Raw genomic sequence first — 462 nt, forward strand, 5'->3', positions numbered from 1 at the left:
ACGGCCCCGCCGAGCGATCAGCGCTGTCAGCTCTCGCGCGACGCGGCGTCCCGAGATCGAGGTGTCGGGGATCGCCGCCAGGCACTCGCGGGTGACGTCGTCGACCACGTTGAGAATGCGGAAGCGGCGGCCCGTGGCGAACTGGTCGTGCACAAAGTCCAGCGACCAGCGGGCGTTCGGCCTGGCCTCGACCAGGATCGGCGCGCGCGTGCCCATGGCGCGACGACGTGAGCGGCGCTTGCGCACCGTCAGGCCTTCCTCGCGATAGAGCCGGTAGATCCGGTTCTTGCCCGAGGGTTCTCCCTCACGCCGCAGCAGCACGAACAGCCGCCGATAGCCGAACCGTCGCCGCTCGACAGCCAGGGCGCGCAGCCGCTCCCGCAGCGCCGTGTCCGGCTGTCGGCAGGAGCGATAGCGCACCGACTTACGGTCCGCCTTGATGATGGAGCAGGCCCGTCGCTC

General features: G+C 70.6%; 1 protein-coding gene. It reads right to left on the minus strand.

Translation table 11 applies throughout. From position 1 onward, the window contains the following. On the minus strand, positions 1–462 hold a 462-nt coding region (locus HF680_RS15745; protein WP_185225721.1), incomplete at both ends, for a DDE-type integrase/transposase/recombinase.

It is taken from the genome of Brevundimonas huaxiensis, from assembly GCF_014218725.1.
GTDB classification, from domain to species: Bacteria; Pseudomonadota; Alphaproteobacteria; order Caulobacterales; family Caulobacteraceae; genus Brevundimonas; species Brevundimonas huaxiensis.